The organism is Blastomonas sp. (assembly GCF_046294995.1).
Taxonomy (GTDB): Bacteria; Pseudomonadota; Alphaproteobacteria; order Sphingomonadales; family Sphingomonadaceae; genus Blastomonas.
In genome coordinates this window covers 61,278-86,485 of the sequence record NZ_JBKBOG010000006.1, presented here as the reverse complement: position 1 = coordinate 86,485, position 25,208 = coordinate 61,278, and the positions used below count along the sequence as shown (strand labels likewise).

Genomic DNA, 25,208 nt, shown 5'->3' with positions numbered 1-25,208 from the left:
CGTTACTCCTCGCTCAACGCACGGCGCACCGCACGCGCCACCTGGCGGCTGGAGGCCTGCAATGCGGCGGGCGCAGACTGGCCCGCGGCGTTGATGCTGATCGACACCCGCACGTCGCGCGCACTTGGCCCCGCCCCGCGCGGCTCCACCCGGCCATAGCCCGAAGGGACGAACAGTTCGGGCCCGCGCTCGCCCACCAGATAGGGGCGGCCCGCAGTCACCGGCCCTCCGGTCGCGCGCCCCGGCAATCCCAGCAGGCTGGTGAGCAGCCCCGCGCCGAGCGACGACGCGCCATCGGCACCCCCCAGACCGATCGCCGACAGCCCGCGCGAAATTGCCGCTGCCGCGATCTCCTCCATCACCGCCAGCGCGATGCGCTTGAGGTCCTCGAACCCCAGCGAGCCGCGACGCAACGCGGTGAGCAGACCGCGTTCCAGCACCTGGCCAGCGCGGCCCAAGCCTTCGGCCAGCGGTCCGTCGATCTGGCTGCGCATCACCGCGACATCGCGCGCGAAGGCTTGCGTATCGGCGCGCACGCTCACCATCAGCTGTTCGATCTCATCGTCCATCAGGTGTCTCCACAGCATCGGGGAACATCGCGCGCAGCGTCGCGATCGCCTGGGTGTCGGGGGGTGCGGACGCGGCGGGGGCCGGGCCATTCAGCGATGCCGCCAGCTCGTCGGGCGTCGCGCGCCAGAACTCGTGCGGCCGCCAACCCAGCGTCCAGGCGGCAAGCCCCGAGAGCGCACGCGCCGCCTCGGCAAAGCTCGCGGTGCTCACCGGCCCTGCAATATCTGCCGCAGCAGAACGCGCAGCACCGGTGTCAGCGCGACCAGCCCGGCCTGTGCCAGCGCCTCTCCAAACGCCTCGCGGGACAACGGGCAGCTGGCCTCGACCCGGCAGTGCCAGAACAAAGCGGCGATCTCGGCCAGCCCCAGCTTGCCGCTTGCCGCGCGCTCGACCAGATCGAACAGCGGTCCTGTCTCCTGCTCGGCGGCGACCAATGCGGCAAAGCTCGGGCGCAACACGACCTCTGCCCCGCCAAGCTGCAGCAGCGCCTCGCCGCGCACCGGGTTTGCGGTGTGTTCTGCGCTCACAGGCTGGTCACCGCGCCGGAGCTTTCCAGCGCCAGCGTGTAGTTGCGCTCGCCGTTGAAATCGCCGGCATATTCGAGCCGCGCGACCAGAAACCGCCCGCGCATCCGCGCACCGCTTTCGAAGCTCAGCTCGTAATCGTCGAGTGTCCCGGCGAGCGCATGACCGCGGATCGCGTCTTCCGCATCGGACCCCAGGAACAGCCCGGCAGCCGAGACCGAGACCGAGCGCACGCCTGCGCCCGAAAGCAGTTCGCGCCAGCCGCCGCTGCCCTTGTGCGTGATCACCACCTGCTCGCCGTTGATCGCCATCTGCGTGGTGCGCAGGCCGGCGACGGTGCGATAGGCCACAGGGCTGGCGCCATCGCCGATCTTGAGCAGGAACGCGCTGCCTTTTTCCGCTGTCATGAGACGTTATCCTTTCATCAGAATTGCAGGAGCCGCGCGCGGTAATCGAGCGTGACGAGCCACAGGGCATCGATCCGCAGCGTCCGGCTGCGCAACGGGGTGAGGTTGACCAGCCGGTAGCTTTCACCGGTGCGTGGCATTGCGGCGAGCCGGGTCTCAAGCGCGGCGGTGATCGCGGCGACGGGCGCGGCGTCGTCCGAGCCATCGCGGATGGTGAACGCCAGCCGCGCCTCGCGTCCGGGCCGGTCCTTGGTGCTCCAATCGGTCGCCAGCACGTCGTCGAGCACCACATAGGGCGCTGCGATCCGCACGGGGCTCCGGTGGAACACGCCGTTGACCCGCGACATCAGCGCGGCATCGCCCGCCAGCCAGTCGATCGCGGCGCGGGCAAAATCCTGTTCCAGGCTCATCGCAGCAACCTCCCCAGCCAGCGCAGGGCGGCGTCGGTGATCCAGCGGCGGCGAAGAGCGCGCCCGGTCAGCCGGACCCGGCCCCGTTCGCGCAGAATCTTGATGTCGGGCAGGATCACGCCGATCTCGTCACACAGCCGCTGTGCTATCGTCTCAGCGCGCCGTTCGCCGATCCGCTCGGCACGGCGCAGCAGCACGCGGCCGAAAGGGTGCACGCTCACAGTCGCACCACCCGCCAGGGCCGCCACAGCGCACTGACCGAGGCGGGCGGACCTGCATCGCCGTCACCATCGCGCGCCAGATGGACATAGGCCGCCAGCCGGACGATGCCCTGCCTGAGCGGTTCGGGAAGTTCGCCCCAGTGCTGCGCCAATCCTGCAGCGTATGTCACCTCGATCCGGCTCGCGGACCCCGGTCGCAGCACCCGCACCCGGCCCGCTCCGCCGGCATCGATGGCGAGTGCATAGGCATCGCTCGCCATTGCGACCCGGCCATTGTCTGCGGTGATCCCTGAAACGCCGGTGATCGCAACCACCGGCACCGCGCCCAGGCGCTGCCAGTCGCGCGCGATATCCAGCGTCTCGCGGTGTGACCGGACCAGCAGCGACTGGCCGATGAACTTCTCGCACAGGGCAGCGGCACTGCGCAGATGCCCGGTCAGCAGCGCATCATCGGCATCGCGGGTGATATGCAGGTGCGCCTTGACCTCGGCGAGCGCGAGCGGCGCCAGCACGGGGGGCTCGCTGGTGACCATCGCCATCAGCGTTGCTCGACCCGGACGGCGACCGAGCGCTCGTCGATCTCGCCATTGGACAGGGTGACCCGGTTGACCAGCGCGTACGTTGCCCCGGCGACGCCGCCGGTCAGCGTCGCGCTGGCGCTGCGCCCGTCGTGCGATGTCGCCGCCACGGCCAGCCCGCCCGCCTGCTCAGGCGATACCGACCAAGTGCTGGCGGTAATCATGGCATCGCCCAGATAGGCCGCGCCCCAATCCACGCGATAATCGATCCGGCTGTCCGGATCCTTGACGAACAGGCTCATGGCTTTTTCCTTTGCAACAGATGGCGGGGCAGCACGAAGGTTCGGGGAATCATGGGCGGCGCGGTGTCATGGCGGGGACACGCCCTGCTGCCCCGCCGCGATTGGCCGGGCGGACATTGGCGCGGAGCGGTCCCAGCGCGTCGGCGGCCCCCCGGCGCGCGCCACCGCTGGCGATCGGCTGGGCCGCCACGGGTCTACCCTGCAGCATCGCCGGAGCCCTGATCACCCAGAAGCCCGATCTGGCGTGCCAGCACCGTGACCAGGAACAGTGCCAACTGATCGGGCCGGATGCCGAAGCGCTCATGCTCGCCATCCTCGTCGGTCCAGCGGTCATGGCAGCACCAGCCATAGCGCCGCCAGTCGAGGCCATGCGCGGACAGGATGGCAAAGGCGTTCTGCGCGCGCAGCCCGTAATGCCGGCGCGCGTGTTCGGCCCCCTTGGCCTCGATCGCATCGAGCCACTGGAAGAAACCCAGCTCTGCCATTAGCGCGCGCCCGGCAGCCAGTTCCTGCGCGTCCGGCCCGCCCCGCCAGAGCTTGGCGGTCGCGTCCGAGGTGTTGATCGTGCCGGTCATGGCGTAGAGCTGCGAAAATCTGGTCGATGCCTGCCCCAGCGCCAGCGCAGCATCGAATGCCGGACGGACAAAGCTCGGCGTGATCTGCAGCGCATGCATGTGGCTGATGCCGCCCAGGCTGACATTGAGCGCGTCGCCGCTTTCGGTCGCCCACAGCCCGACATAGCCGGCACCATCCCTGAAGATCAGGCCGCCGCCATAGGCCCCGTCCAGGGTCATCGCCGGTGTCGTGTTGCCGAACGGGTCATAGCCGTTCCAGCGGACATGCACGGCGCCTGCCGGGGTTTCGGTCCCGATACCCAGCCCGCCCGAGGCGGCAAAGCGGGCGGCCTCTGCGCCGCCTATGGCTATGCCAAGGGTGTTGGCCGCCGGACGGAACAGCCCGGTGTCGCTGTCGCCAGCAAAGCCGATCGTCGGCGCCGCCGCGCTACCATCGGCGAAGGCAAGCGTGTCGTGGTTGTGCGCGCCGGGTTCATCGCGCGCGGCGAACCACGCCGACGCCACCGTCAGCGATACGATCTTGAGTCCCGCAAGCAAATCCACCAGGTCGCCCCCCGCGGACGAGGCAAGCACGATGTGCCGCAGCAGTGCGCCGTCGGCGATCTCGCCCTCGCCAACTTCCCATTGCTGTTCATGGGTGACGCCTGCGATCGCATAATGGAACCGCTGGCCCGTCGGGACGGCATCGGCAAAGCGCCGGTGGCCAGGGGTTGCGCCATCGAGCGCGACCGGGCCGATACCGGTGCTGGTGCTGGTTTCGCGTACCAGATCGGCGAAGAAGAGATCGGGCATGACAGAGCTGTCCTTGATGGATCGCGTTGAGCGCGAAATGCCCGCGCGGGCGGGGAGGACCCGCGCGGGCATCCTGCCGATTGCCCGTGCGGGGCACCGGCAATCGGGTGAGGTTTGGGAAAACCACCGCAGCTGGTCAGCTGGCGGCGAACTTCATCAGCTTGATTGCCTGCGCGTTCATCACCTGGCCGCCGATCCGCTTGGTCGCATAGAAATGCACGAACGGCTTGTTGGTGAACGGATCGCGCAAAATCGTCGTCGCGCTGCGCTCGGCGATCAGATAGCCGGCGCGGAAGTTGCCGAACGCGATCGACAGGCTGTTCGATGCGATGTCGGGCATGTCCTCGGCCTCGACCACCGGATAGCCGAGCAAAGTCGCCGGCTGCCCCGCCGCCAGCGAGGGCTGCCAAAGGAACGCGCCATCGTCGCTCTTCATCTTGCGAATCCGCGCCAGCGTCGACGAGTTCATCACGAAGCTCGCCCCCTGGCGATAGGCGGGGCGCAGCGCATGAACCAGATCGACCAGCCGGTCCTGCGGATTGGTGCTGGCAAAACCCCCGTCCGCTCCGGCGGCGACATATTGCAGCACGCCAAAGGCGCGCGCGGCATCGTCCTGCGTCGTCGGCGTGCCGTTCAGGAACCCGCGCGGCTGGTTGGTGCCGGTGCCGTTCACGAACGCCGCGCCTTCGGCCCGCGCGAACTCCTCGGCGATCTCGCCCGCCAGCCAGCTTTCGACATCGAAAGCGGCATCGTCGAGCATCGCCTGGCTGGCCGCCGGGTTGGCATAGAGCTCGCCGGTGGGCGGCGCGATCTCGGCGAAGGCGGGCGTGTCGGTCTCGGGCCGCGCCGCAACCTCGCTGACCCAGCCCGAGGGCGTGCCGCCGGTGGTCACCAGCTTGCGATAGCCCGCGGTGCCGGTCTGTACGACGGAGGCGATGGCGCGGATCGGCGAGATGTCGGCAAGCGTGCGCGCGATCAGCGCGTCGATCTCGCGCGGAACCGCATAGCCGCCATCGGGGCCGGTGGTGGCGGCAAAGCTCTTGACCCCGGTCTCGAGCCCGCGGCGCAGATACTGGTCGACGAAGCTCTTGGTCTCGGGCGCCATGGCATCACCACCGCCGAGCGATGGGCGTCCGGATGCGCGCGCCAGCCGCTCGATCCGCTCGCGCATCGTCGCGCCTTCGGCCTTGAGTCCATCGACCTCGCCTTTCACGCCGTCGAGCCCGGTTTCGAGTGCTCCAATGCGCTCTTCGTGGTCTTCGGATTGCAGGATCGCATCGAACGACGCCTCGAGCGGATCGGCGTCGGCCTTCATTTCGATCGGATTGGGGGGCATTTCCATATGCTGTTCCTTCGGTTGCTACATCTCACGGGGACCGTCCCCGGAATTCAGGCACAAAAAACCCCGCCAGAGCGGGGAGAATGATGGTCCAGTTCAGTCGGGCATTCAGCGCAGCATGTGCACCTTTGCGCCCGGCATCATCGGCAGCGTGACCAGGCTCACCTCGACCAGATCGAGCGCGAGCAATTCGCGCGGGGACGTGCCCCGCGCCTTACGGACGCGGTAGCCGAAGCTGAGGCCGGTGACATGGCCGCTGCGCAGCGCATCCAGCGCATGATCCGCTTGCCGGTCGAGCTCGGCGATCACCCTCAGGCCGCGCCGATCCTCGCTTGCGTGTTCGATAGTGCCGATCCGGACATCGGGCCGGTGCTGCCACAGCAATGGCAGGTTACTATTCCCCAGCGACCCGGCGAATGCACCGCGCCGCACGATGTCCCCGCCGCGGTCGACCCGGTCGAACAGCGCGGCATAGCCAGCGAAGCGCACCGTCACTGGACCAGGTCGCCGACGCCGAGCTTCACCGCGAGTGCAGCAAGCAAAATCGCCATCACCGCGCGGACGAACTTGTCGAACGTTGCACCCCAGAGCCCGGAGCGTGCATCGCGCCAGGCCTGCAGCAGTTCGCGCAGCTCGCGCATGTCCTGCCCGGCGCGGGCATCGTCGAGACCGATCCGCGCCAGCGCGCGCGCCGCGCCAAGATCGCCCGATTCCTCGACGATCGCGCGCAGCGAACCTAGGTCCGCGCCTTCTTCCGCCGCCTGCGCGATCAGGCTGGCGAGCATATCCTCATTGTCCATCACGTGTTTCCAATCCCCAACATCGCGCGCTTCTCCTCAGGCGACAGAAAGTCCGCCGCACCGACCTGCGCCCACAGCCGCTCGCGGTCCTCGGACAGCGCCGGCACCCTGTCCTGGTCGATCGTCAGCACGGCATCGGGCCACCAATGACCGAGGCCTTGGCGCAACGCTGCGGTGATCTTGTCCGCGAGCGGCAGCAATGTCAGCCGCCACAGGGCGCGGTTGGCCTCGCGATAATTGGCATAGGTGTTGTCGCCCGGCAGGCCGAGCAGCATCGGCGGCACCCCGAACGCCAGCGCGATCTCGCGCGCAGCGTTCGATTTGAGCGCGACGAAATCCATGTCGGCGGGCGACAGGGCCATGCTCTGCCAGCTCAGGCCGCCTTCGAGCAGCATCGGCCGCCCGGCATTGGCGCTTCCGGCAAAGCTCGCCTCGAGCTCTGCCTTCAACCGCGCGAACTGATCGGGCGAAAGCACCCCGCCGGGCTCGTCGGGACGATAGACCAATGCGCCCGAGGGCCGCGCGGCGTTATCGAGCAGCGCCTGGTTCCAGCGGCTGGCGGCACTGTGCACCGCCACCGCGCGCGCCGCCGCGCCCAAACAGCCCAAGCCATAATGGTCGTCGGTGGGGTGAAAGCCCTTGATGTGGACGATCACCGGCGCGCCATCGCCCTCCTGCGCCGCCAACCGCGTCGCGGTGTCGCCGACGCGGTAGACATAGGCGGCTGGCCAGCCGCGCGCATCGGGCTCGATCGTCACCCGGTCGGGGCGCAACGCGAACAGCTCCGCCGGCCTGCCATCGGCATCGCGCAATATCTGCACATAGCCGTTGCCGTGGAGCAGCAGATGCGCCGCCAGCGTCTCGAGCAATCCCTGGCCCGCGCTGGTGGTAGCGACGAGGGCGGCAAGGGCAGGATCGGATGCCGTCATCGGCGCACCGCCCACCCCTTCTGCCACCAGCCGCACCGCGCGCTGGGCGATCGGGTTGTCGCAATAGGCGCTGCGCACCTGCTCGGAATACGATGCGGGCGGATCGGCGAGCGCCAGGCTCCACGGGCTGGTGAACGCGCGCGCCAGTGGAGGCCGCTCGGTCGCTCTGCCGCCCTTGAGCGCAAGGGCAAGCTCCTTCCAATATCCCATCTCAATCCTCCAACGAGCGGATGCGCGGGGTTCCGCGCCGTCCCAGCATCAATTCGGTCAGTGCCCAGACCAGCGCATCGGCGCGGTCGGGCGAGCGGCCCGGGCCCTGATAATCGCCGCCAGTCATCAGCCCGCACATCTCGTCTTCGAGCCGCGCAAAGGTGCCGCAGTGGATCACCCGGCCCGCCTCGTAGAGCGCGGCGACCGGCTCGGCCCGCGCGACCTTGCCGCGGCTCGCATGCACCAGCCGCACCGGCAGCGCGATGTTCGATGCGCGCAGCACCGCACCCACCATCTCGCCGCCCTGGTTGGCCTCAGCGATGATCCGGTCGGCGTTCCATTGCTCGGCAGCGTTCGCGACGGCGCGGGCCCAGCCCTCTGGCGAGGCGCGTTCGACCGAGCCATCCGCGAGCACGGCGGCACGCCCGTCCTCGAGCAGCGCGCACACGATGATGCCGCAGGCATCGCCCGCCGACCCCGCCGGTGGATCGACCCCGATCACCACCCGCACCAATGCTTGCGCGCTCCAGCGGACCCGGCACGCCTCGATCAGGCTGCGGCTCCACAAGGCGCCTTCGATATCGTCGAGCAGTTCGCCATCGAGCTCCTGCCGCCCCAGCGCTGTGCCGCCGTAATGCCGCTGCACCGCGTCCAGGAACGCAGGCGGCAGGTTCGCCCGGTTGGCGTGGCTGCTGCCCCGGCTGACCACCACCGAAGGATCGCCGAGCAGATGCCGCACCAAGGGCACCGCACGCGGCGTGGTCGTCGCGGCGATCTGCGGCAGCGCACCGACGCGCAGGCCCAGCTGCAGATTGTCCCACGCGGCCATCGCACGGCCCGAGGCATTGTCCCATTTGGCAATCTCGTCGCACCATGCATGGCTGTGCTCGGGCCCGCGCAGGCTCTCGGGCTCTGCGGCCGAAAACAGCATCGCCTGCGCCCCGCCGGGCCAGCGCAAGCGGCGCAGCGAGGGCTCCCAGTGTGGCCGCGTGGCATCGGGTGCGATCTGCAGCAAACCGCTTTGCCCCTCCACCATCACGCTGCGCGCCTCGGCGAGGTTGGCCGCCACCAGCGCGATCCTTGCCTCGGGCTGCGCCTCGCCGATCGCGCGGACCCACTCGGCGCCGGCGCGGGTCTTGCCAAAGCCGCGCCCGGCCATGATCAGCCAGATTCGCCAGGCGCCCGGAGGTGCTATCTGTGCGGGCCGTGCCCAGAACTCCCAGTGATGCGCCAGACCCGCCGCTTCGGTGTCGCTCATCGCGTCGATATAGCGCCGCGCCGCAGCAGCCGGCATCGCCGCCAGCCGTTCGGCGAGCGAGCGTCCGTTCATGTCGGCGCCGCCGCGCTCTGGTCATCGGGAGAACCATCGGCTTTGTCGGTTCCGATGGCAGTATCGAGCCGCTGACGAATCTGCTCGAGCGTCGCTGCAAGCTGGTCGCGCGCACCTTTGGCCGCCAGCGGGTCGGGCGTGGCGTCAGTGCGGCCCTTTTCCACGCTGGCCTTGTACGCCATCAGCAACTTGAGGCCCTGCGCGTCGTCATACTCGGTCGCCCGGCCAATCGTGCCGTCGGGGCGTTTGACCGGCTTGAGCGTGCCGAAGCGCGCGGTCTTGAGCATCCTGAATTCGAGCTCGTCATAGCCGGTGGCGATGGCCGACTGCCAGCCGTTGCTGAACGCCGGGCTGATCGCGCGCAACCGGTACACCGCCGAGCGCGACACCCCGGCACGCTTCGCGGCGACCGAAACGTTGGACGTTTCGGCCAGATGATCGAGAAACGCCCGCAGGCATTCCTCCGACACGGTATCGGACAAACGGGGATCTCCGCACGAAAGGCACCAGCAACGGGAAGATCGAAAGGGCGTCCCGTCAGGCCATCGGCCCGAGTCGCTCCATCTCGATGTTCACGATTTGTGCCATATCAGCGTGACGATGGGCGTTGTTATATTTCGCATACCCAACCGAGAAAGGGGGTGCTAGGTGATGCGTAGCGAACATCAAATCTGTGGCTTGTGGGAAATGCTGGAAATCAAGGGGAAGCCGATTTTGTCGGCTCATTATCTAATAACGCAGCTGATGCTGGCTATGCATGACCAGCATGTCAAAAGGTTTGCTCCCGACACAGTCGGGCACATCGAGCATCAACTCGATGAACTCAGAACTGAACTGGTGTCGTTGGATTTCAAAATAGCGCTAATTTCCCTGAGCAGGGCAAAAGCCCAGATCGCCGATCCGGCAATCACCCCGCAGGGGTTCGGCCATATCATGCGTGAGCTTCATGGGCGGATCATGGACGAGATAGAAAGCTCGTATTTGCTGACGCTATCGCAGGCAGAGGTGGCACTATTTGAGCCAAAATCGCCTTTGTGGGGTGACAAGGTGGCGCAGGGATTCCCAAGCATTCAGGATGACATAACCGAAGCGGGCAAATGCCTCGGCTTGGGCCGTTATACCGCATCAGCTTTTCATTCATTGCGCTGCTTGGAAGCTGGAATCCTCGCACTATCACGATGTCTTTGCCTTCCTGACCCAACCAAAGGGGCAGAGCGCAGTTGGAGCAAAATACTTGGTTCAATAGATGCGGAGCGAAAAAAGAGGTGGCTCGCAAAGGACTTGCTTGCTGGCGACGGTCGCGAATTTGACGAGCTTTACGGCGCGCTAGCAGGAATGCAAAACCCTTGGCGAAATGCCACAATGCATCTCGATCAATTTTATACCGAGGAGCAGGCTTCAAACGTTTTTAATGTTGTGAAATCCTTTATGCGGCGTCTGGCCGAGCGTATGGATGAAGACGGAAAGCCGGAAGCCTAAGGTGCTTTCGGTGCAATCAATTTGGAAACGAACTTATCAAGCGCCGAACTAGCCTCGGTGGGGCTTAGTTCGCCATCGGCGATCATGCGCTCGACTTCGGCGCGAAACCTCGCGCTTTGCTGCTCCTGGCTTTCTGGCTGCTTCTTTTCGGGCATTACCGCGCACCAATCGTTTCATAGGTGAGCCGCTTGCCGACCACGCCTTGCAACAGGCGATCGGCGCGGTCTGCATCATTGCAGCCCAGAGCCTGACGGTTGGTGTAGCGGAAGTCAAATTCAGCCAGATAGCGGTGCAGGTGGTTTTCGTGGCAATGCTGATAGATGCCACGCATTCCGCGCTTGAAGATGCTGAAATAGCCTTCGACGGTGTTGGTCGAAACGTCACCGCGCACATACTCGTGACGACCGTGGGTCACGAACTCGTGCGAGGCATATTCCTTGCCGACAGCGGCATACAGGCGGCTCTCGTCGGTGGTAAGCTGGGCTTCTTTGGCGACGTTGGTGCGCACGATCTGGGCCACCTCATCGCGGACCAGTGAGTTAGCGGGCATGGAGCGCGCCTTGCCGCTGTCACGGTCGATAAGGGCCACCACGCGCAACTTGTGAGCAGAGCCACCCTTGCCCTTGGCCTTCTTCACGCGGGGGTTGTAGCCGATGAAAGTCTCGTCAACTTCGACCCGGCCACCGCTACCGCCCATTAGATCGGGTGCACCGTCGCGCATGGCGTCGCGGATGCGGTGGGACATGAACCAAGCGGTCTTGAGGGTCACGCCAAGGATGCGGTGAAGCTGGTTGCTGCTGATGCCCTTCTTGCTGCCAGCGATCAGATACATCGCCTGGAGCCAGATGTTCATAGGCACGTGTGAGGCTTCAAAGATGGTGCCGATCTTGACGGTGAACGGCTTGCGGCACTGGTAGCACTTATAGGCCCCAATGCGGGTGGACTTGCCACCCATTTTACCGATGCGGTCAACGCCACCGCAATGCGGGCAAACAGGGCCTTCAGGCCAAATGCGCGCTTCCACATAGGCGTAGGCCGCTTCTTCGTTGTGGAAATGGGGTGCTGAAAGTGCCGACATGGTTAGGAGCCTCGTTTAAGATGGTCCCTTTTCCCTGCTTTGCGTGGGTATGTCAAGTATAATATCGCCGTGACGATGTCAATCGAAAATAACCTACCTGGTTATCAATATGGTTCATCGGGCGGCGCCGGGTCGCACAGCAGGTTGAGCCTGCGCAGCGCCAGACAGGCCAGCCGCGCGGTCTCGCTCTTGCGGCGCGCAGCGGCCAGCGGCCGGGTCGCGGCGGGACGGATGATCTCTGCATCATAGGCATCGGCGATGATCAGTCCGGTGGTTTCCGGCAGGAACGAGGGCGCCTCGACCAGCGCAGCGTTGAGCGTGGGCGGCAGCCCCCAATAGAACCGGTCGCAATGGTCAAGATATTCGGGCCATTTGGTATCGCCCAGCAGATCGGCGCGCGACACCTTGATCTCGACGATCACGATCCCGCCACGCGCGTCGAGCCCCATCAGATCGGCGCGGCGGCCATTGGGCAGGGCGATTTCGGGGGCGACCCAAATCTGGTTGCGACGGAACAGCCGGGCGATGCCGCGCGCGACCGCCGCCGCACCTTGCGGCGGGCCGCTGATCGTCACGGCATCTGCGGCAGCTTGATCGGCTATCGCGTCGGACAGGGCATGAGAGGAGAAATTGGCCATGCCCGACCCTAATACAAAACGGGAACAAATAAAAGGCGAAGTGACCGTCTCGCGCTTATTGCGCGGTGCGGTACCCCAAAGCGGCCAGTATCGACCCAAGGCTCTCGAAGGATTCGCGGTACAGCATCGCTGCCGCGGCACGGTTGAGCCTTGCGGACCTGCGGGCCTTTTCGAGCGAAAGCAGGCCAGCCTGAAGCTGGACCCCCAAGGTATCGAGCGCGCGCGCCGCCTGACCAGCCTTGTCTGGAGCCGCCGATGCCAGCGCCGCAGCAAGTTGCGCCCTGCTCGCAAATGCGTCGAACAAGGCACCCTGTGCGGTGCCTGCCAGCCGCGACACGGTCGCCAGCACGACAGCAAGCCCTTCGATCCGCGCATGCATTTGCGCAAGATCTGCCTGGCTTGGCGAGTCGGCGGCCAGAATCGGGGCGAGCGGGGAATACATCGGAACATCGGATAGCGCGGCAAGGTTAACAGCGGTCTAAAGGTCCGATCCGGTCAAGTACGCGTGGCGTGAAAGACACAATCTTTCACTTACCTTGTGTATTTTGTCATTTTTATCTTGTGCAGCGCAGCATGACAGGGCAGCATTTCTGTCGCTGATCATGAGCACCCCGGTATGGCGCACAGGGACGCCGCAACGACAGAGGGTCGCCATTGCAGTGCAGGCAGGGACGAAACGCATCCAGTTGAAAGGAAAACCATGCGTACGTCCAAATTCCACCGGGGCCTTGCTGGCCTCGCTATTCTCGTATCGTCGGCTGTCGCCACCCCTGCATTCGCGCAGGAGGCTGAACCCGCGCCGCCGGTGATGGTGTCGGGCTCCGTCGGCCTTGTGTCCGACTATCGCTTCCGCGGCGTTTCGCAGTCCGATGAAAACCTGGCCATTCAGGGCGGTTTCACGATCGCGCACGAAGACGGCTTCTATGCCGGCACCTGGGGATCAAACCTCGCAGGCTGGGGCACCTTTGGCGGCACCAATATGGAACTCGACATCTTTGCAGGCTACGCCACGACCATTGGCTCGGCAGGGGTCGACGTCGGCGTCACCTGGTACATGTATCCCGCCGGTGCCGACAACACCGATTTCTTCGAAGGCTATGCCAAGCTGAGCGGAACTGCTGGCCCCGTCGAGCTCACGGCATCTGTGTTCTACGCACCCAAGCAGGAGGCGCTTGGGAATTTCTCCAACACGCCGTTCAGCCGCGGCCAGAAGCAGGATAACCTCTATCTTGCCGGCGATGCCAGCTTCAGCATTCCCGACACGCCGGTCAGCTTTAGCGCGCATATCGGTTATTCGGACGGCAACCCCGGCCTTGGCCCCAACGGAACCAGCATTGCACCGACAGGAAAGTACTGGGATTGGTCGCTGGGCGCATCGGTGAATGTCTATGGACCACTGACGCTGGGCATTGCCTATGTCGATACCGACATCACCCGCGCGGAATCGGCCTATCTCGGTGGTGGCTTTGCCAACGCGCAGGGCGGCCAGATCGCCGATGCCACCGTGGTTGTGAGCGTCACCGCAGCTTTCTGATCACCGTTCGACCTTACCTTTCGGGGGGCGTGGCCGCATCTGTCAGCGACGGGTGCGGCCACATTCTTTGGCAGCCGCCGGGTTTTTCGCTATGGGCTGGGACCCATGCCCAGCCTTCGCCTCGCCACCACCCGTCCGGGAGAACCGGAAATCTTCCATTCGCTGCAGGGCGAAGGCATTTCGGCTGGCAGGCCCTCCGTGTTCGTGCGCCTGTCAGGCTGCAACCTCGCCTGCCAATGGTGCGACACGCCCTATACCTGGTACTTCACCGGCCATGCCGCCGATCATCGGGGCGGGCAGTTCTACAGCCGCAGCGACAACAGCGTGACGCTCGATGTCTCGGAGGTCGCCCGGCAGATCACCGCATTTGGCTGCCGCCACATCGTCTTCACGGGTGGCGAGCCGTTGTTGCAACAGCCTGCCCTTGCCGCATTGTGCAACCTGCTGGGGCCGGAGCACCACATCGAGATCGAAAGTAACGGGACGGTCGCGCTGACCCCGGCCTTCGACGCACATGTCGACCAGCTCAATCTGTCCCCCAAGCTCGCCCATTCGGGCAACGCTGCGGAACTGCGGTTCACCGAGGCGACACTTGCGGCCCATGCGCGCGACAGCCGTGCATGGTTCAAGTTCGTCGTTGCCAGCCCCGCCGATGCCGACGAGATCGCACATCTCGCGGCGCGCTGCGGCATCGCGCCGGAACGCATCATGCTGATGCCCGAAGGCACCAGTCCGGCCGAGCTCCATGCGCGCAGCGCCTGGCTTGGTCCATTGTGTCTGGAACGTGGCTGGCGGTTCACCGACAGGCTGCACATTCACCTGTACGGCGATACCCGCGGAACCTGATCGGCGCAAATCGGACCGGATCGGACCGGATCGGACCGAAGATTGATCCTAGCGGTGGCTGCCCTGGTTGCGCCAGCGCCCGACGACGCGCGCGACCATCTCTTTCTCCCCGCCGCGTTCGCACCACAGGTTGCTGAACAGCGGGTCGGCCGATGCCGGACGCCGCGATTCGGCAAGATCGTCGAAGGCGACGCGGATCGGGATCGAGACACCTTCGCCGCAGATGATGCATTCGCGGTTGCGCAGCGCCGGGATCGAATCGAGGAAACCACGCGCACCTTCCGGCATCGCCGAGCGGACATGCGCCTGGTCGCGATCGTTGTTGAGGCGCATCGCGATGATCGTGCCGCACTGCGACAACACGCCTTCGGAAAGATCGGACGGGCGCTGCGTGATCAGGCCCAGCGATACGCCGTATTTGCGGCCTTCCTTGGCGATGCGGCTGAGCACGTCGCGCACCGCGCTGTGCTCGAGCACCCGATCGGAAGGAATATAGCGGTGCGCCTCCTCGCAGACCAGCAGCACCGGGGTGATCCGGTCCTTGCGGCTCCAGATCGCAAAATCGAACACCATGCGGCTGAGCACCGCGACCACCGTGGAGGTGATGTCCGAAGGCACGCCCGAGACATCGATGATCGAGATCGGCTTGCCGTCTGCGGGCAGACGGAAGATCTTGGCGATGAAATCGGCCATGTTGTCGCCCACCAGCATGCCGGAGAACATGAAATGGTAACGCGGGTCGGCCTTCATCTCCTCGATCTTGCCCTTGATGCGCAGGAAGGGTGCACTCGAGGTTGCCTTGTCGAGCTTGCCCATCTCGTTCTGGATGTTGGCGACGAGATCGGACAGCATATAGGGGATCGGCGTATCGACAGTGAATTTGGTCGAGCCTTGCGCCAGCTTGCCCTTCATCCGGGCGGCGAGCAGGCATTTGGCGAGAATTTCGGCATCGGTCTGCCGCTCGGCGCCCGACGAAGTCAGAAACACCTCGCAATGCTCTTCGAAATTCATCAGCCAATAGGGCATCGCGAGGTTGCCGACATCGAACAGCGCACCGTTTTCGCTGAACGCGCTGGCATATTCGCCATGCGGATCGATCATCAGGATATGCCCGTCGGGCATCATGTCGCAGATCCGGTGGAGGATCAGCGCGGCAGCGGTGGATTTGCCGGTGCCGGTCGATCCCAGCAGCGCGAAGTGCTTGCCGAGCAGCGAATCGACGTAGAGCGCGCCGCGCGTATCGGCGGTCGGATAGACCGTGCCAACCTCGATGTGCGGGCGCGAATCGGCGGCATAGACCTGTTTGAGGTCGGCGCTGGTCATCGCATGGATCGGCGTGCCCGGCACCGGATAGCGCGTCACCCCGCGCCGGAAATTGAAGATGCGCCCGGTCAGCTTTTCCTCGTCGCCCTCGCCCAGGAAGTCGATCTGACAGACGATCAGCCCGGCCTCGCGCTGGTGCATCCGCTGGGTGCGCACACTGGCGACCAGCCAGCGGGTGCCCATGCGGATCTTGACCTGGCTGCCGACCTGCCCGGCCATCGACACGCTGGGGTCGGGGTTTTCCATCAGGGCCGAAAGACGGCTGGCGTCGAGCAGAACCTGCGAGCTTGACCCGGCGATCTCGATCACCTCGCCGATCTTGAGTTGTTCTGCAGGACGCTGGGCCGGGCGTGGCAATTCGGGAATATCGGCTGGAGCGGCTGGCATACGGGTCTGAAAGCTCCTGGGATTGAATTCGGTCATCGCACCGTCCGCTGCCTTGTTGCTGCAAGTACAGCTGTCGGTTTAGCCATAGAGGGTAAATTTTCCATCTATGCCCGGAACTTGTGCCCGGATGCTGCGTCGGCGTCAGATCTTGCGGAAAACGACGCCGCCAAGCCACCCCAGCAGCAACGATACCAGCACCGCGCTGACGCCATAGAAAAACGGCTGAACCTCTGCCACGGTCGCGACGAAACGTTCGAACCCGAACTTGCGCACCTCGATCTCGCGCACCGCCGCAGCCAGCACCTGCCCGTCGCGGACCAAAAAGGTTTCTGCGGTGTACATTCCGGTCGGCACGCTGGCGGGGATCGAAAGCCGGGCCTGATAGAGCACGCCCTCCAGGATCTCGACGCTGCCCTCCCGCTGCTTGTAGAGTCCTTCGCGCCGGTTGAGATCGACCAGGCCCGAAAGGAAACGCCTCTGTTCTTCGGGATCGATCGATCCGGCGGGCGACAGCTGAAGGTTGCCAAGGCCGAACTCATAGATCGCCGCCGTACGGCCATCGACGATCTGGTCGATCGGGCGCGATGAGGCCAGCGCATAATAGGCCGGCGCCGACCGGAACTCGGTGCTTGCAGCATTGATCCAGATGCCGGCAATCTGCTGCTTTTCGCGCAGGATGATCGATTGGGGCGGACCTTTGAGGATCACCACGATATCGCTGTTGCCCGAGGGCGGTATGCCGCCGGGATAGACGATCGCGCCGAACAGCAGAAGTTCCGCGCCGGTAAAGCCGTACTGGATCTGGATGTCGCGCTGCGACACTTCGGGCACCAGCACGGGCTCGGTCGCGGCGGTGGTCATCAGCCACGCACCCATCAGCAGGGCCACCCACCGCAGCGCCTTCATTGCAGCAACTCGACGCTGTAGATTTCCGCCGGACGAAAGCCCAGCCCGATCCCCAGCCGCAACGCCACCAGCAGTACCAGCAATGACAGCAGCAGTCGCAGATATTCGGGCGGCAGTTTCTGCGCGAACCTTGCTCCGATTTGCGCGCCGGTAACGCTGCCGATCAGCAGCAGCACCGCAAGCACGATGTCCACCGCCTTGGTCGTCAGGCTGTGCACCATGGTCGATGCCAGCGTCACGAACAGGATCTGGAACAGCGACGTGCCAACCACGACCTGCGCGCCCATGCCCAGCAGATACAGCATTGCAGGCACCATCACGAAGCCGCCGCCCACGCCGAGCAGGATCGTCAGGATACCCGTCGCAAATCCCAGGATCAGCGGCGCGAGCGGCGAGATATACAGGCCCGAGCGATAGAACCGCCAGCGCAGCGGGAGGTTGGCGACCAGCGGGTGGTGCCGCCGCTTCTTGGCGGGCAGCTTTTCGCCGCGCCGCATCGCCAGCACGCTGGCCAGGCTTTCGCGCGCCATGATGCCGCCGATCGACCCGAGCAGCAGAACGTAGACGATGTTGATCACGGTATCGATCTGGCCGAGCTGCTGCAGCGCCCGGAACAGCGCGGCGCCGGCAAACGTACCGAATATCCCGCCGACCACCAGCACCCCGCCCATCTGGTAATCCACCCCCTTGCGGCGGCTATAGGCGATGACGCCCGAGACGCTCGATCCGGTGACCTGGGTGGAGGCGGATGCCGCTGCAACCGTGGGGGGGATGCCATAAAAGATCAGCAAGGGCGTGGTGAGAAACCCTCCGCCGACGCCGAACATCCCCGACAGGATACCCACAAGCCCGCCCAGCCCGATGATGACGAGGCCGTTGACCGACAGATTCGCAATGGGAAGATAGACGTCCATGGTGTGCGCGCGACGCTAGACGCTTTACGGCCCAAGCAGAAGGGGGCACGCGACCGGGATGCCGGGATGGAGGCTAAAAACCTGTCGACACCGTGATCGTGGCACCCGATGCGGGCAACGCATTGCCATCGACCCGCTGCCGCCAGTCCAACGCCACGGTCAGCCGCCCCTCGCGGACAGGCAGCGCAACCGCCACGCGCGGACCCAGATCGACCCGGTGCACCCAGCGTTTGCCTCCTGTCGCATCGAACTCCTGCTGACCTCCCGCCCACACCCCGCCGCCGACCGTGATCACATGGTTGTCCGCTTGGGCCACCTGCCGCGTGGCCAGCATCTGCAGATCGAAGAAACCCTGGGGCTGGCTTCGCCCGACGATGCCTGCCTGACCGAAAGCATCCAGACGGACCTGGCTGCGCGCAATCGCGCCGCCACCACCAGCCAGCAGCATCGCGGCGAACCGGTCGCGCTGGCCATCGGCAAGGCCGAATCGGCGCTCGACCGCAAGATCGACCGGAACACCCGCCCAGGGTCGCGCCGCAGCGCCGATCGCCAGCGTCCGGTCGTCGTCACTGGCAAGCGCCGTCGCCGCGCGGGCATAGACCGACAGCGCCCGCGCACGATCCCCCATCGCATAACGCACGATCAGCCCGGCCTGGCTGCCGCCATATTGCGCGCCGGGTGCCAATGCGCCCGCGCGCGTGCCCTGCCGCAGAAGCGACCAGCCATAGACCGACCATCGCGTGCCAGAAACGATCGACGCTGTACCTGGCGCGGGTCTGGATTCGTCGGCGGCGGGGCGCAATGCGATCCATTCGGGATCGAACGGCAGGGGTCCACCTGCGATCGGCACTCCGCCGGGATCGATCGGTGCCGCGGAACGGGCAGGGCCTGCAGCCGATACAAGCCAATCATCCAGGCCGTTTGCGATATCAGCATGCGCGTCATCGGCGCCTTGGAAACGGGTCCGCTGCAAGCCGAGATGTTGCCTCGCCACGGGTCTTGCCGATCCCGCAGAAGCGCTCGGTTGGACCAGCCCAACCGGCCCCTTCGACCGCGAACGGGCCTGCGCACGCACCGAGCCGGTCGGCGCGGTCCGCACCACAGCAGCCACCGGGCCGAAATCGGGCATATGGTGGAAGGTGCGCGCCGCCGTCCACACCAGCACGACGGTGCCTAGGAACACCAATGGCTGTCCGCGCATCGGGGCACGCGCGCGCGGCTGGAGGCCGCCGTCAGCCATCGGCCAATCCGCCCGGCGCGCCTGCCCCCTGCGATGCCAGTGCTGCAGGCGGCGCGGGCGGGATGTGATGGCGGGTCTTGTCCCACGCCAGTTTAGACCCGGTGAGCGTCGCGACATAGGCCACCAGCGCCCGGCGCGCCGCCATGACCGCGATGATGTTGCCCACCAGAACGCGCGGCACCGACCAGACAGCCTGCCGCCAGCCATATTCCCGCCCGGTGCACACCGCGCGCACCATCGTCCGCCAGGCCAGTATGAACCCATTGGCGATCAGCAGCGCGTGGAACGCCGCATCGAGCGGCAATGGCCGATAGACCCCTACAACCGCGCCCGCACCGACCACAACCCAGCCGATCAGCCCAAGATAGGCGGTGACGAGCACCAGTGCGGCCAGCGCCGACCGCCGGTCTCGCGCGCGCATCCAGATGTCGGCGACACCCCTGCCCCAGCCCGTGCGGTCCCAACCGCTGAGCGCGATGCCGATCGTCCAGCGTGTCTTCTGCCGCACCGAGGCGGAAAGATCGCTGGGAAAATAGGCGCGCGTCGCGATCAGATTGCCTGCGTCATCACGCGCACGCACGAACCGCCCGCGCCCGCCTGCCTCATGGATTCGGATGCCAAGCTCATAGTCCTCGGTCAGGCTGTCGGTCGCGAACGGGGATGCATCCGGCGACAGGTCGGCGATTGCCTGCAGCGTCTGGCGCGCAAATCCGCAGCCCACGCCTGCGCATGGTATCGCGACACCCAGGCGGCTGCGCACCGGCATGACCCGGACATGGGCTTCGGTGAACTCGTCGGCATAATGGCCGCTGATCAGCGGCGCCGCCGGGTCGATCAACGGGCTGACCGGCAATTGCACGAAGGCATGATCGGCCAGCAGCCGGTCATACACCTGCAGCTCGCACGGATGCACCACGTCTTCGGCATCGTGCAGCACGATGCATGCAAAGCTGAAACCCTCGGCAATCTCATCGGCCTGCATCGCGCGCCAGATGCGGTTGAGGCAATCGGCCTTGGATGTCGGCCCGTCGACGCCCAGCGGCGCTATCCTCACCCGGTCATCGCCGCGTGCATCGCGCAACGCGGCCAGCCCGGTCGCCGGATCGTTGGCATAGACGCCGACGTACAACCGGTAGTTCTGGTACGGCCACCGGTAGAGACAATGTCCGACCATGTCGGCGATCACATCGGATTCATCCCAGGCCGGGATGAAGACCGCATGGCGCGGAAAGGCATCGGCGTTTCGCGTCAGGTCTGCTGGCGGTGGCGGTGCAAAGACCAGCCCGCGCGTCTCGTGGTTCTGCCGCCGGGCAACCCACTGCCACAACCAGACGGCATCGAGGGCAAGATCATCGAGCGCCCCGATAAAGAACCAGATTGAAGAGAATAACAAAAGCTCTGAGGTAGCAAAGTCTAGCGATGCGAAAACAGCGCACGCTGCTGGCGCACACATCTCTTGCCCGGCTGTTGCCCCAATCGACCCCAAGCAATGCCCCCCGGCGGGGCAGTCATGCCCCCATCAAAGCGCCCAGTCGATACGAATGGGGCCCGCTGAATTGCGCGATCCGTCTGTTTGCGCTTCAATGCCTGCTTCGCGCAATTTCGTCAAAACATAATCGGCAGCATCGCCGTCTCCGCCGACGGTCACCGCAAGGCCGGTGCGCCTTGCAGCCCAGATGGCCAGCGCCAGGTTCTGCGCGCCAGCGGCATCGGGAGCGTCACCCCCGAAGCTTACCGTCGGCAAATCGAGCGGCGGCGGGATCAGTTGCATGCGCCACTGCGGTTCTGCCTGCGCCAGCCGCTGCTCGAGCGCGCGATAGGTTGCGAGCGTCGCCCCCGGCAACGGCGCGGCACGCACCTGCGCCAGCCGTTTCTCGCGATCGATCAGCACCGCATCGGGCGAGACACCCGCCAGCATCGCCAGCTCTCGCCCGACCAGCGCCACGGTAGCGCGCTCCTTGCTCGCCTGCTCGCGCGCCGATGCCGATGCCAGCTGAGCGGCTTCCGCATCGCCGGCGGCGGTGCCGACCCTGAACTGGTCGAGGCTGAGCTTGACCGGCCGCCCCAGCGCCTCGGCCAGCAGCGCCTCGCTGCGCGCGGCGGCCTGCGCCCTGAACTCCGGCGTCAGGATGGTCGCCCGGATCGTCAGCGGATCGCTGGAAAAATCGATGTCGAGCTGGTCGATCTTGGCCTGGCGCGGAAATTCATTGGCCAGCATGTCGCGCGTCTGCCGCTGCGCCCGTGCCTCCCAGGCGATCTGGCTGAGCGAATAGCCCAGCGGAATGGCCAGCGCCAGGAATGCCGCAGTGATCACCGCAGCCTGCACCCCGCTCTGACGGCTGGTGAGCTTGGGCCCGAACCCATAGAGCCGCGCCATCACCGCAGCGGCGATCGCGATGGTCATCAGGTTGGTGACGAACAGCAGCAGCGCGCCGAAGAACACGGGGCCGTTGAGCGTCGCCAGCCCGAAGCCGACCGTGGCCAGCGGCGGCATCAGCGCGGTTGCGATCGCCACACCGACGATGGTGCCCTCGCGCCCGCGGATCATCGCATAAGCGCCTGCCAATGCGGAAAACAGCGCCACCAGAAGATCGAACAGGTTGGGCCGGGTGCGCGCCGCGATTTCAGGCGTGATATCCTTGATCGGCGAAAAGAAGACCACCAAGGCGGTGAACAGCACCGCCAGCAGCACCCCGCCGGCCAGCGTCACCGCAGTCCGGCGGATTTCGTTGCCATCGATCATCGCCATGCCGAAACCCAGGCCGATGATCGGTCCCATCAGCGGCGAAATGAGCATCGCGCCGATGACCACTGCAGGCGAAGACAGCAACAGCCCCAGCACCGCGATGCCCGCCGACATCAGGATCATGAACGCATAACGCGGAGTGAGCCCGGATTCGTCATCGACCTTGGCGATCACCGCGCGGTGTTCGATCGACGGGATGACGGACCCGCGCCACCAGGTGCCCAACGGTCCCGCCACTTTTGCCGCCAGCGCCCCCACGCTGCCGGGAGTCACGCGGGCGTTCCGGCCAACTTCAGCCTGGTCGGACTGGTCGATCATAGTGTCTTACCATCTGCTGCCCGGCCAGGGGTGGACCGGCTTGTGCTTTGCCGATAGACGGATATCGAAAGCCTTGCCAGCCGCCCGCAGCCTTTTTGTGTTCCAATTCCTCTTTCGGCAGGGACCAGACGGACGCAAATCGACACCCACCGTCGGCGGAAGCGCCTGGGCTAGAAACCTGAAAAGCAAAGACAAAGGTGATGTGCGCATGATCACGATCAGACGGTTCGGGTTGCTGGCCCTGCTGGCACTGTGCGCCGCCTGCGCGCCCAAGGCCGGACCGCGCGCCACCGCGAACACCGATCCGCTGGATGACATCGCCCGGCAATATGTCATGCTGTCGCTCGAGATCGGCACGCACGAGGATGGCTATATCGATGCCTATTACGGCCCGGCGGAGTGGAAGCGCACCGCCGAAGCATCGCCGCGCGCGCTGCCCGCGCTGGCCCAGGCGGTCGATGCGCTGGACGCCGACATCTCGGCGGTGGACGTGTCGGGCAGCGAGTTGCTGGTGCAGCGCCGCGCCACGTTCCTGCGCGCCCAGCTCAACGCCGCGCGCACCCGGCTGCGCATGCTGCGCGGCGAACGGCTGAGCTTCCGCGAGGAATCGCTCGGCCTGTTCGGCGCGACGCCCGATATCCAGCCGCTGGCCAGCTATGACCCGGTGCTCGCCGAGATCGAGACGCTGCTGCCCGGGCCAGGCACGCTGGCCGAGCGGGTCGATGCGTTCCAGGAACGCTTCGTCATCCCCGCCGACCGTTTGCAACCGGTGTTCGACCGCGCCATCGCCGAATGCCGCAACCGCACCGCTGCGCATATTCCGCTTCCCCAGGGCGAAAGCTTCCGCATGGAGTTCGTCACCGGCAAGCCGTGGAGCGGGTACAATTACTATCAGGGCAACCTTGCCAGCCTGATCCAGATCAACACCGATCTGCCGATCCGCATCAGCCGAGCGGTCGATCTGGGCTGCCATGAAGGCTATCCCGGCCACCACGCGCTCAATTATCTGCTCGAACAAAGGCTGATGCGCGCGCGCGGCTGGATGGAATACAGCGTCTACCCGCTCTATAGCCCGCAGAGCCTGATCGCCGAAGGCTCGGCGAACTACGGCATCGACCTTGCCTTTCCTGGCGAGGAGAAGCTCGCCTTTGAAACGCGCGAGCTTTATCCGCTCGCCGGGCTGGCCACCGCCGATGCCCCGCGCCTTGCCGCGCTGCAAAAGGCGCTGACGGGCCTGCGCGGCGCGCGCTTCACCATCGCGCAGATGTATCTCGACGGCCAGATCGACCGCGCCCAGGCGATCGCGCTGACCCAGAAATACCAGCTGATGAGCGAAGCGCGGGCGAAACAGTCGATCGGGTTCACCGACACCTATCGCAGCTATGTGATCAATTACGGCCTGGGTCAGGATATGGTGGCCCAGTTCGTCGAAGCGGCGGGACCCGACGCCAAGTCCCGCTGGGCCGCGATGGAGCGGGTGATCAGCGAGCCGACCCTGCCTGCCGATCTGGCGGTGCGTTAGCAACCGGCTGCCTCACCCCCTCGTCATTCCCGCGAACGCGGGAATCCCGCTTTTCAGCCTAGGCCAATACAAAAGCGGGACCCCCGCCTGCGCGGGGGTGACGGGGCTTGATGCTGCAGCAACCAACGCCCGATCAGCGCGCAAACAGCATCGCGTCGTCGGCGAGCGCCTTGAACTCGAGCGCGTTGCCCGCCGGATCGTGAAAGAACATCGTCGCCTGCTCGCCGACCTGGCCGGCAAAGCGCACATGCGGCTCGATCACGAAACGCGTCCCCGCAGCGCGCAGGCGATCGGCGAGCGCCTGCCAGTCATCCATCGTCAGCACGACGCCGAAATGCGGCACCGGCACGTCGTGCCCGTCGACCGGATTGTGGTGGGCGCGCGTGCGGCTTGCCGCAGGATCGAGATGCGCGACGATCTGGTGGCCAAACAGGTCGAAGTCGATCCAGTGATCGGACGAGCGTCCCTCGCCACAGCCCAGCACATCGCGATAGAAACCGCGCGCCGCCGCCAGGTCATCAACCGGAAATGCGAGGTGAAAGGGTCTGATCGTCATAACGCGCCTCCATATCGGACCATAGCTGATCGGTACAGTCAGGCCGATAGACGCCCGGCACCGGCAGCGTCCAGCGCTGCCGTGTTGCGCAGCACCAGCGTGCCTGCGCTGCGGCTCTCGGCCCAGCCGCCGCAGCGACGGAACTGGCCGATGCAATTGGGTTCGAGATAGATGATCGTCACCGGCTGGGTGAGCGCTGTCAACCGATCTGCCACCGGGGCCATCACCGCATCATCGAACGGATCGTAGAAATAGCAGACAAGCGGGACATCTGCGGGCGGCACATAAAGCCCTGCATCCATGCACACGATCTCGACAGGCGCTGCCAGCGCGCCCTTGGCCTGCATGATGTCGCGGTTGCGCTGTGCGATCGCGACAAGCTCGGGCGCAAATTCGACGCCGATTGCCCTGGCGAACGCAAACCGCGCCGCCTCGAGCAGCGCCCGGCCCTTGCCGCAGCCGTAATCGATGAAGACGGTACGCACGAAATCCACATCCAGATCAGCGAACCACACCGGCATATCGGTGCCGTTGCTTGCCTGATAGCGCCGTGCATGGGCGGCAACCGCCCGGTCGACGTCCAGCGTGTGCAGCTCGCGGATCGCGAAGGTGTCGGTGCCCCAGGTCTCGTCGAACGCGCGGAACTGGCGGTTGCGCGCGCGCGCCTGCGGGGTCATCTCCTTGGCATGATAGGCGATGTTGTGGCCGATCAGCCGGACGATTTCGGCAGTTGAGCGGCCCTTGAGGCGGCGAGCGAGCGATGACATCATGAAACAGGGGCCTTTGTGGGTGGA

The 25,208-nt window shown here is 65.7% G+C and carries 31 protein-coding genes; 4 read left to right on the top strand and 27 right to left on the bottom strand.

The window, feature by feature from the left end:
* Window positions 1-2: 2 nt before the first annotated feature.
* The 15 genes from ACK4R0_RS09345 to ACK4R0_RS09275 form a co-directional block, all read right to left on the bottom strand.
* Window positions 3-569: a tail tape measure protein gene (locus tag ACK4R0_RS09345; RefSeq protein WP_409673534.1), complete on the bottom strand. Its 567-nt coding sequence runs from the start codon at window positions 567-569 to the stop codon at window positions 3-5.
* Window positions 559-780 carry a phage tail assembly chaperone gene (locus tag ACK4R0_RS09340; RefSeq protein WP_409673532.1) on the bottom strand — a complete coding sequence of 74 codons (222 nt, stop codon included), beginning with the start codon at window positions 778-780 and terminating at the stop codon, window positions 559-561. The genes ACK4R0_RS09345 and ACK4R0_RS09340 overlap by 11 nt, the downstream gene beginning before the upstream one ends.
* The gene (locus ACK4R0_RS09335; protein ID WP_409673530.1) at window positions 777-1,097 is read right to left on the bottom strand and encodes a gene transfer agent family protein; all 321 of its coding nucleotides are present in this window, start codon (window positions 1,095-1,097) and stop codon (window positions 777-779) included. The genes ACK4R0_RS09340 and ACK4R0_RS09335 overlap by 4 nt, the downstream gene beginning before the upstream one ends.
* Entirely contained in the window at window positions 1,094-1,501 is a 408-nt protein-coding gene (locus tag ACK4R0_RS09330; RefSeq protein WP_409673528.1) for a phage tail tube protein, read from the bottom strand. Before ACK4R0_RS09330 ends, ACK4R0_RS09335 begins: the two co-directional genes overlap by 4 nt.
* A 17-nt stretch (window positions 1,502-1,518) precedes the next feature.
* Window positions 1,519-1,911 carry a DUF3168 domain-containing protein gene (locus ACK4R0_RS09325; protein ID WP_409673526.1) on the bottom strand — a complete coding sequence of 131 codons (393 nt, stop codon included), beginning with the start codon at window positions 1,909-1,911 and terminating at the stop codon, window positions 1,519-1,521.
* Window positions 1,908-2,132 (bottom strand): hypothetical protein, encoded by a 225-nt coding sequence (locus ACK4R0_RS09320; protein ID WP_409673524.1) that lies wholly within the window; start codon window positions 2,130-2,132, stop codon window positions 1,908-1,910. Before ACK4R0_RS09320 ends, ACK4R0_RS09325 begins: the two co-directional genes overlap by 4 nt.
* A complete protein-coding gene (locus tag ACK4R0_RS09315; protein ID WP_409673522.1) occupies window positions 2,129-2,671 on the bottom strand; it encodes a phage head-tail connector protein in 543 nt (180 codons plus the stop codon). Before ACK4R0_RS09315 ends, ACK4R0_RS09320 begins: the two co-directional genes overlap by 4 nt.
* On the bottom strand, window positions 2,671-2,952 hold the full coding sequence (locus ACK4R0_RS09310; protein ID WP_409673520.1) for a hypothetical protein: 282 nt from the start codon (window positions 2,950-2,952) through the stop codon (window positions 2,671-2,673). The genes ACK4R0_RS09315 and ACK4R0_RS09310 overlap by 1 nt, the downstream gene beginning before the upstream one ends.
* 194 nt (window positions 2,953-3,146) lie before the next feature.
* Window positions 3,147-4,319 carry a tail fiber domain-containing protein gene (locus ACK4R0_RS09305; RefSeq protein WP_409673518.1) on the bottom strand — a complete coding sequence of 391 codons (1,173 nt, stop codon included), beginning with the start codon at window positions 4,317-4,319 and terminating at the stop codon, window positions 3,147-3,149.
* A 136-nt stretch (window positions 4,320-4,455) separates the two neighbouring features.
* A complete protein-coding gene (locus ACK4R0_RS09300) occupies window positions 4,456-5,661 on the bottom strand; it encodes a phage major capsid protein (protein WP_409673516.1) in 1,206 nt (401 codons plus the stop codon).
* Window positions 5,662-5,766: 105 nt separating this feature from the next.
* Window positions 5,767-6,153 (bottom strand): HK97 family phage prohead protease, encoded by a 387-nt coding sequence (locus tag ACK4R0_RS09295; protein WP_409673514.1) that lies wholly within the window; start codon window positions 6,151-6,153, stop codon window positions 5,767-5,769.
* The gene (locus ACK4R0_RS09290; protein WP_409673512.1) at window positions 6,150-6,458 is read right to left on the bottom strand and encodes a DUF6127 family protein; all 309 of its coding nucleotides are present in this window, start codon (window positions 6,456-6,458) and stop codon (window positions 6,150-6,152) included. The genes ACK4R0_RS09295 and ACK4R0_RS09290 overlap by 4 nt, the downstream gene beginning before the upstream one ends.
* Window positions 6,458-7,597 (bottom strand): phage portal protein, encoded by a 1,140-nt coding sequence (locus tag ACK4R0_RS09285; RefSeq protein ID WP_409673510.1) that lies wholly within the window; start codon window positions 7,595-7,597, stop codon window positions 6,458-6,460. The genes ACK4R0_RS09290 and ACK4R0_RS09285 overlap by 1 nt, the downstream gene beginning before the upstream one ends.
* Window position 7,598: 1 nt before the next feature.
* Window positions 7,599-8,927 (bottom strand): DNA-packaging protein, encoded by a 1,329-nt coding sequence (locus tag ACK4R0_RS09280; protein WP_409673508.1) that lies wholly within the window; start codon window positions 8,925-8,927, stop codon window positions 7,599-7,601.
* Window positions 8,924-9,409, bottom strand: coding sequence for a hypothetical protein (locus ACK4R0_RS09275; protein WP_409673505.1), 486 nt, complete (start codon window positions 9,407-9,409; stop codon window positions 8,924-8,926). The genes ACK4R0_RS09280 and ACK4R0_RS09275 overlap by 4 nt, the downstream gene beginning before the upstream one ends.
* 169 nt (window positions 9,410-9,578) lie before the next feature.
* On the opposite strand from ACK4R0_RS09275, the gene ACK4R0_RS09270 reads away from it, so the two are divergent.
* A complete protein-coding gene (locus ACK4R0_RS09270) occupies window positions 9,579-10,406 on the top strand; it encodes a hypothetical protein (protein WP_409673502.1) in 828 nt (275 codons plus the stop codon).
* On the opposite strand, the gene ACK4R0_RS09265 is transcribed toward ACK4R0_RS09270, so the two are convergent.
* The 4 genes from ACK4R0_RS09265 to ACK4R0_RS09250 form a co-directional block, all read right to left on the bottom strand.
* On the bottom strand, window positions 10,403-10,561 hold the full coding sequence (locus tag ACK4R0_RS09265; RefSeq protein WP_409673498.1) for a hypothetical protein: 159 nt from the start codon (window positions 10,559-10,561) through the stop codon (window positions 10,403-10,405). The genes ACK4R0_RS09270 and ACK4R0_RS09265 overlap by 4 nt on opposite strands.
* The gene (locus tag ACK4R0_RS09260; protein ID WP_409673495.1) at window positions 10,561-11,484 is read right to left on the bottom strand and encodes an IS1595 family transposase; all 924 of its coding nucleotides are present in this window, start codon (window positions 11,482-11,484) and stop codon (window positions 10,561-10,563) included. The genes ACK4R0_RS09265 and ACK4R0_RS09260 overlap by 1 nt, the downstream gene beginning before the upstream one ends.
* 104 nt (window positions 11,485-11,588) lie before the next feature.
* Window positions 11,589-12,122: an MmcB family DNA repair protein gene (locus ACK4R0_RS09255; RefSeq protein WP_409673492.1), complete on the bottom strand. Its 534-nt coding sequence runs from the start codon at window positions 12,120-12,122 to the stop codon at window positions 11,589-11,591.
* 55 nt (window positions 12,123-12,177) lie between these two features.
* A complete protein-coding gene (locus ACK4R0_RS09250; RefSeq protein ID WP_409673489.1) occupies window positions 12,178-12,501 on the bottom strand; it encodes a hypothetical protein in 324 nt (107 codons plus the stop codon).
* A gap of 321 nt (window positions 12,502-12,822) precedes the next feature.
* Here ACK4R0_RS09250 and ACK4R0_RS09245 point away from each other — a divergent pair, with 321 nt between their 5' ends.
* Window positions 12,823-13,656 carry a TorF family putative porin gene (locus ACK4R0_RS09245; RefSeq protein WP_409673486.1) on the top strand — a complete coding sequence of 278 codons (834 nt, stop codon included), beginning with the start codon at window positions 12,823-12,825 and terminating at the stop codon, window positions 13,654-13,656.
* A 105-nt stretch (window positions 13,657-13,761) separates the two neighbouring features.
* A complete protein-coding gene (locus tag ACK4R0_RS09240; RefSeq protein ID WP_409673483.1) occupies window positions 13,762-14,502 on the top strand; it encodes a 7-carboxy-7-deazaguanine synthase QueE in 741 nt (246 codons plus the stop codon).
* A 48-nt stretch (window positions 14,503-14,550) separates the two neighbouring features.
* Here the strand turns inward: ACK4R0_RS09240 and ACK4R0_RS09235 are convergent, their stop codons facing one another.
* From ACK4R0_RS09235 to ACK4R0_RS09210, 6 genes are all read right to left on the bottom strand, one after another.
* Entirely contained in the window at window positions 14,551-16,212 is a 1,662-nt protein-coding gene (locus tag ACK4R0_RS09235) for an ATP-binding protein (RefSeq protein WP_409673480.1), read from the bottom strand.
* 141 nt (window positions 16,213-16,353) lie between these two features.
* Entirely contained in the window at window positions 16,354-17,118 is a 765-nt protein-coding gene (locus ACK4R0_RS09230) for a TIGR02186 family protein (protein ID WP_409673477.1), read from the bottom strand.
* Entirely contained in the window at window positions 17,115-18,032 is a 918-nt protein-coding gene (locus ACK4R0_RS09225) for a sulfite exporter TauE/SafE family protein (protein ID WP_409673474.1), read from the bottom strand. Before ACK4R0_RS09225 ends, ACK4R0_RS09230 begins: the two co-directional genes overlap by 4 nt.
* A gap of 73 nt (window positions 18,033-18,105) precedes the next feature.
* Window positions 18,106-19,272, bottom strand: coding sequence for a hypothetical protein (locus ACK4R0_RS09220; RefSeq protein WP_409673471.1), 1,167 nt, complete (start codon window positions 19,270-19,272; stop codon window positions 18,106-18,108).
* Window positions 19,265-20,725: a glycosyl transferase family protein gene (locus tag ACK4R0_RS09215; protein WP_409673468.1), complete on the bottom strand. Its 1,461-nt coding sequence runs from the start codon at window positions 20,723-20,725 to the stop codon at window positions 19,265-19,267. The genes ACK4R0_RS09220 and ACK4R0_RS09215 overlap by 8 nt, the downstream gene beginning before the upstream one ends.
* A gap of 66 nt (window positions 20,726-20,791) precedes the next feature.
* Window positions 20,792-22,336 (bottom strand): DUF389 domain-containing protein, encoded by a 1,545-nt coding sequence (locus ACK4R0_RS09210; RefSeq protein ID WP_409673465.1) that lies wholly within the window; start codon window positions 22,334-22,336, stop codon window positions 20,792-20,794.
* Window positions 22,337-22,544: 208 nt separating this feature from the next.
* Between ACK4R0_RS09210 and ACK4R0_RS09205 the strand changes: the two genes are divergently transcribed.
* Complete coding sequence (locus ACK4R0_RS09205; protein ID WP_409673463.1) at window positions 22,545-23,858, top strand: hypothetical protein; 1,314 nt, start codon at window positions 22,545-22,547, stop codon at window positions 23,856-23,858.
* Between the two features lie 133 nt (window positions 23,859-23,991).
* On the opposite strand, the gene ACK4R0_RS09200 is transcribed toward ACK4R0_RS09205, so the two are convergent.
* Together ACK4R0_RS09200 and ACK4R0_RS09195 are read right to left on the bottom strand one after the other, a co-directional pair.
* Entirely contained in the window at window positions 23,992-24,414 is a 423-nt protein-coding gene (locus ACK4R0_RS09200; RefSeq protein ID WP_409673460.1) for a VOC family protein, read from the bottom strand.
* Window positions 24,415-24,452: 38 nt separating this feature from the next.
* Window positions 24,453-25,184: a methyltransferase domain-containing protein gene (locus tag ACK4R0_RS09195; protein ID WP_409673457.1), complete on the bottom strand. Its 732-nt coding sequence runs from the start codon at window positions 25,182-25,184 to the stop codon at window positions 24,453-24,455.
* Window positions 25,185-25,208: the final 24 nt, after the last annotated feature.

Bases quoted from the DNA above. Each gene is read 5' to 3' on its own strand.
- ACK4R0_RS09240 (WP_409673483.1), top strand. From the start codon at position 13,762: ATGCCCAGCCTTCGCCTCGCCACCACCCGTCCGGGAGAACCGGAAATC.
- ACK4R0_RS09300 (WP_409673516.1), bottom strand. From the start codon at position 5,661: ATGGAAATGCCCCCCAATCCGATCGAAATGAAGGCCGACGCCGATCCG.
- ACK4R0_RS09255 (WP_409673492.1), bottom strand. From the start codon at position 12,122: ATGGCCAATTTCTCCTCTCATGCCCTGTCCGACGCGATAGCCGATCAA.
- ACK4R0_RS09205 (WP_409673463.1), top strand. From the start codon at position 22,545: ATGATCACGATCAGACGGTTCGGGTTGCTGGCCCTGCTGGCACTGTGC.
- ACK4R0_RS09325 (WP_409673526.1), bottom strand. From the start codon at position 1,911: ATGAGCCTGGAACAGGATTTTGCCCGCGCCGCGATCGACTGGCTGGCG.
- ACK4R0_RS09225 (WP_409673474.1), bottom strand. From the start codon at position 18,032: ATGGACGTCTATCTTCCCATTGCGAATCTGTCGGTCAACGGCCTCGTC.
- ACK4R0_RS09310 (WP_409673520.1), bottom strand. From the start codon at position 2,952: ATGAGCCTGTTCGTCAAGGATCCGGACAGCCGGATCGATTATCGCGTG.
- ACK4R0_RS09215 (WP_409673468.1), bottom strand. From the start codon at position 20,725: ATGTGTGCGCCAGCAGCGTGCGCTGTTTTCGCATCGCTAGACTTTGCT.
- ACK4R0_RS09290 (WP_409673512.1), bottom strand. From the start codon at position 6,458: ATGGACAATGAGGATATGCTCGCCAGCCTGATCGCGCAGGCGGCGGAA.
- ACK4R0_RS09210 (WP_409673465.1), bottom strand. From the start codon at position 22,336: ATGATCGACCAGTCCGACCAGGCTGAAGTTGGCCGGAACGCCCGCGTG.
- ACK4R0_RS09270 (WP_409673502.1), top strand. From the start codon at position 9,579: ATGCGTAGCGAACATCAAATCTGTGGCTTGTGGGAAATGCTGGAAATC.
- ACK4R0_RS09250 (WP_409673489.1), bottom strand. From the start codon at position 12,501: ATGCATGCGCGGATCGAAGGGCTTGCTGTCGTGCTGGCGACCGTGTCG.
- ACK4R0_RS09195 (WP_409673457.1), bottom strand. From the start codon at position 25,184: ATGATGTCATCGCTCGCTCGCCGCCTCAAGGGCCGCTCAACTGCCGAA.
- ACK4R0_RS09345 (WP_409673534.1), bottom strand. From the start codon at position 569: ATGGACGATGAGATCGAACAGCTGATGGTGAGCGTGCGCGCCGATACG.
- ACK4R0_RS09305 (WP_409673518.1), bottom strand. From the start codon at position 4,319: ATGCCCGATCTCTTCTTCGCCGATCTGGTACGCGAAACCAGCACCAGC.
- ACK4R0_RS09265 (WP_409673498.1), bottom strand. From the start codon at position 10,561: ATGCCCGAAAAGAAGCAGCCAGAAAGCCAGGAGCAGCAAAGCGCGAGG.
- ACK4R0_RS09330 (WP_409673528.1), bottom strand. From the start codon at position 1,501: ATGACAGCGGAAAAAGGCAGCGCGTTCCTGCTCAAGATCGGCGATGGC.
- ACK4R0_RS09200 (WP_409673460.1), bottom strand. From the start codon at position 24,414: ATGACGATCAGACCCTTTCACCTCGCATTTCCGGTTGATGACCTGGCG.
- ACK4R0_RS09280 (WP_409673508.1), bottom strand. From the start codon at position 8,927: ATGAACGGACGCTCGCTCGCCGAACGGCTGGCGGCGATGCCGGCTGCT.
- ACK4R0_RS09235 (WP_409673480.1), bottom strand. From the start codon at position 16,212: ATGCCAGCCGCTCCAGCCGATATTCCCGAATTGCCACGCCCGGCCCAG.
- ACK4R0_RS09245 (WP_409673486.1), top strand. From the start codon at position 12,823: ATGCGTACGTCCAAATTCCACCGGGGCCTTGCTGGCCTCGCTATTCTC.
- ACK4R0_RS09230 (WP_409673477.1), bottom strand. From the start codon at position 17,118: ATGAAGGCGCTGCGGTGGGTGGCCCTGCTGATGGGTGCGTGGCTGATG.
- ACK4R0_RS09285 (WP_409673510.1), bottom strand. From the start codon at position 7,597: ATGGGATATTGGAAGGAGCTTGCCCTTGCGCTCAAGGGCGGCAGAGCG.
- ACK4R0_RS09315 (WP_409673522.1), bottom strand. From the start codon at position 2,671: ATGGCGATGGTCACCAGCGAGCCCCCCGTGCTGGCGCCGCTCGCGCTC.
- ACK4R0_RS09260 (WP_409673495.1), bottom strand. From the start codon at position 11,484: ATGTCGGCACTTTCAGCACCCCATTTCCACAACGAAGAAGCGGCCTAC.
- ACK4R0_RS09220 (WP_409673471.1), bottom strand. From the start codon at position 19,272: ATGGCTGACGGCGGCCTCCAGCCGCGCGCGCGTGCCCCGATGCGCGGA.